This window comes from Polaromonas sp. P3_C2 (assembly GCF_056402675.1).
Genome location: NZ_JBFUGX010000492.1, coordinates 1 through 3,134 on the forward strand (window position 1 = coordinate 1; position 3,134 = coordinate 3,134).

Below are 3,134 nucleotides of genomic sequence, written 5' to 3' on the forward strand. Positions count from 1 at the left end.
ATCCAGGATGCCATCAAGTTTCCAGACCTGATCCATGCAGTCAAGCCCGAACCGCACCATGAAATGCCCCAGGCGGCCAGTGCCCACGACACCTTCTGGGATTTTGCTTCGCTGATGCCCGAAACCACACACATGCTGATGTGGGCCATGTCAGACCGCGCTATACCGCGCAGCCTCCGCATGATGGAGGGCTTCGGTGTCCATGCATTTCGTTTTATCAATGCCCGTGGCGATTCGCACTTTGTGAAGTTTCACTGGAAACCCAAGCTCGGCGTTCACGGACTGGCATGGGATGAAGCCCAGAAGATTGCCGGCAAAGACGCTGACTTTCACCGGCGCGACCTATGGGAGGCCATCGAAAGCGGCAATTTTCCCGAATGGGAGCTGGGCGTTCAAATCGTGGACGAAGGCAAGGAGGACGAGCTGGGGTTCGACATCCTGGACCCGACCAAACTGATCCCGGAAGAACAGGTGCCCGTGCAGATCATCGGGAAGATGGTGTTGAACCGTAATCCCGACAATTTCTTTGCTGAAACCGAGCAGGTGGCATTCCACCCTGGCCACCTGGTGCCGGGCATCGATTTTTCCAATGACCCGCTGCTGCAGGGCCGCCTTTTTTCCTACACGGACACGCAGCTGTCACGCCTGGGCGGCGCCAATTTCCACGAGATTCCGATCAACCGCGCCGTCTGCCCGATGCACAACTTCCAGCGCGACGGCATGCACCGCCAGGCGATCAGCAAAGGACGGGTAGCGTATGAGCCCAATACGCTGGGCAATGGGACAGAGTTCAGGATCGATGGCGGAGCGCATGGCTTCCAGTCATACCCAGAACAGGTAGAGCCACCCAAAATCAGGCGCCGCAGCCCTTCATTCGACGATCATTTCTCCCAGGCGGCACTGTTCTGGAACAGCCAGAGCGCGGTGGAAAAAGACCATATCGTTGCGGCATTCCGGTTTGAGCTCTCCAAGGTGGAGGTCCCTGAAATCCGCCAGCGCATGGTGGACAACCTGGCCCATGTGGACCTGAAACTGGCAACCCGTGTGGCAACCCCGCTGGGCATCAATCCGCCGGATCCCAAGGCCGCATCCGGCAGGCTGGGTTTCCGGGATTACCGCATGACTAGCAAGATCGAGGAAGACCCGGCATTGCGCATGGTGGGCCGCACCGGCGGCAGCGTCAAGACACGCAAAGTGGCCATCCTGGTAGCGGACGGCGTCGAAGCCGCAGCCCTCAAGCGCATCCAGCAAGACCTCCTGGACGCCGGTGCGCTGTGCAAACTCGTCGCGCCACACCTCGGCACAGTCAGCACTTCGTCCGGCCGGCAGCTTGCGGTGGACCATACTTTCACGAATATGCCCTCCGTGATGTTCGACGCAGTGCTGATCCCCGGGGGAGGCGACAGCATAGGCACCCTGGCCGCCATGGGCGAAGCTGTGCATTTCGTGCTGGAGGCCTACAAGCATTGCAAAACGATTTGCGCCATCAACGATGGCGTCCAGCTGTTAAGCACCCTGGGTTTCAGCCTGGGCAAAGACCCGGAGCTGATCCAAGTGCCGACGCCAGGAGTCCTGATTGCCGATGCACGCAAAGTGACTGAGGGGCAGGTTTCACAGGACTTTATGGCAGCCATCGCCCTGCATCGCCACTGGGACCGGTTGAATGTCGACGCCATCCCGGCGTGAGACTTCAAAGCCCTTCAGGGATTCAGCGTGAGCCGGTGCACGTAGGTTGACGGGTTCATCTGCAACGGCCGGTATTGCACTGCGGCCCAGCGCTCCTTCATGTCGCGATAGCGTCCGGAAAACACAAGGCCGCTTTGCCCCGTTTGGTAAATGAAGCGTGAGTTCTCCAGGTCTGCGAGGTCATACACGGCCCGCAAAGAAGCGGCCTGCCGGTTGGCGAAAGGCGCCGCGTCCCCGGTCGCCCAGTATTGCCCCACGTTGACGGTAAAGGTGTCCCCACCGGTGGGAACGCGGACATCGAAAAATTGTGCGAGCCAGGGCACGTTGCCAAATGGCTTGTGGGCAGACAGCGCGAAGTGCGCCCTGCCCCAGCTCCAGGCCTCTACGTCGTTCCCATAGGCTGCCTGGAGGCGATCCAGCGCCCGGTTCAGCGCAGCAGCAGACTGCGCCGCACAACCAGCGGTGCCGCACCATCCGGTGTCGTTGTGCTCGAGAATGTCTTCCAGCGTGCTCCTGAAATGGCGCTTGCCGTAAAGGGTCTTGAACGCGGGCTCACCCAGTTTTGCACCGATGATGCCCCGTGTCAGCTCGTCTGCCCACGCGGCAAACACCAGCGGCGCCGCGTGGTCGGCACGCATGGCCCCGTCAAATCCCGCCATCCTGCGGCGTACTGCTTCTGCCAATGGATGGGCGGAAGACTGCGACAGCGTTTTCTGCAGGAAAGGCAAGAGCCGCACTGTGGCCGCCGAGAACTGGTCACCCTGTATTTTTTGCATGGACTCCATGGTGTGCCTGGGTGTGGCAGCCAGCAATTGCTCAATGCGGTTGTAGCGGTAAGGCACGGTCCAGTCCTGCCCCATGAAGAAGGGATAAGCAGGTGGCGAAATGCGCTGGTTCGCTGTAGACCACCAGCCCTTGGCCTCAATCGCCGAATTGGCAGCCTCGGGCGTCTGCGCATAAGGCACCCAGCCTGCCCAGTCGTATCGCACTTCCCAGCCGGGTGACGGCGCGGTCCCTAGGATGTCGTTATCGGGTTTTCGCAGCGGCACCTTGCCGACCGCCTTGAAACCGGTCTGGCCGAAAACATCCGCGGTCACGACGTTTTGCATGGGCGAGTGATAGGCCGAAAATGCCGCAAGCAACTCCTGGGCAGACTGCGCCCGATTGGCGCGCAGGCCTGCCAGCACGGTCTGGTTGTCGGCATCAAGGGCACTCCAGCGCAACGCGATCACATATTTGCGGATATCAAGCAGGTCGGCGTGCGACTTCTGGACGTCACTGAGAACGGGACCGTGGCGGCTTTCTCGTACATTGAGCACCACATCGGGTTGACCCTTCACCTTGATCGTCTCGCTACGAACCTTGAAGTCCTCCCAGGCCATGTCGGCGTTTGCGCCGCCAGCATGGGGTACGCGGTACTGCTGCGCATTGGCGGGATTGACCTGCTC

2 protein-coding genes are annotated in these 3,134 nt (G+C 60.6%); one reads left to right on the forward strand and one right to left on the reverse strand.

Translation table 11 applies throughout. From position 1 onward, the window contains the following. Positions 1–1,686: catalase (locus tag AC1DWI_RS17715; protein WP_477725332.1), on the forward strand; the 1,686-nt coding region annotated here is incomplete at its 5' end. 14 nt (positions 1,687–1,700) lie between these two features. Here the strand turns inward: AC1DWI_RS17715 and AC1DWI_RS17720 are convergent. Beyond that, the coding region (locus AC1DWI_RS17720; protein ID WP_477725333.1) for a penicillin acylase family protein at positions 1,701–3,134 on the reverse strand (1,434 nt) is incomplete at its 5' end.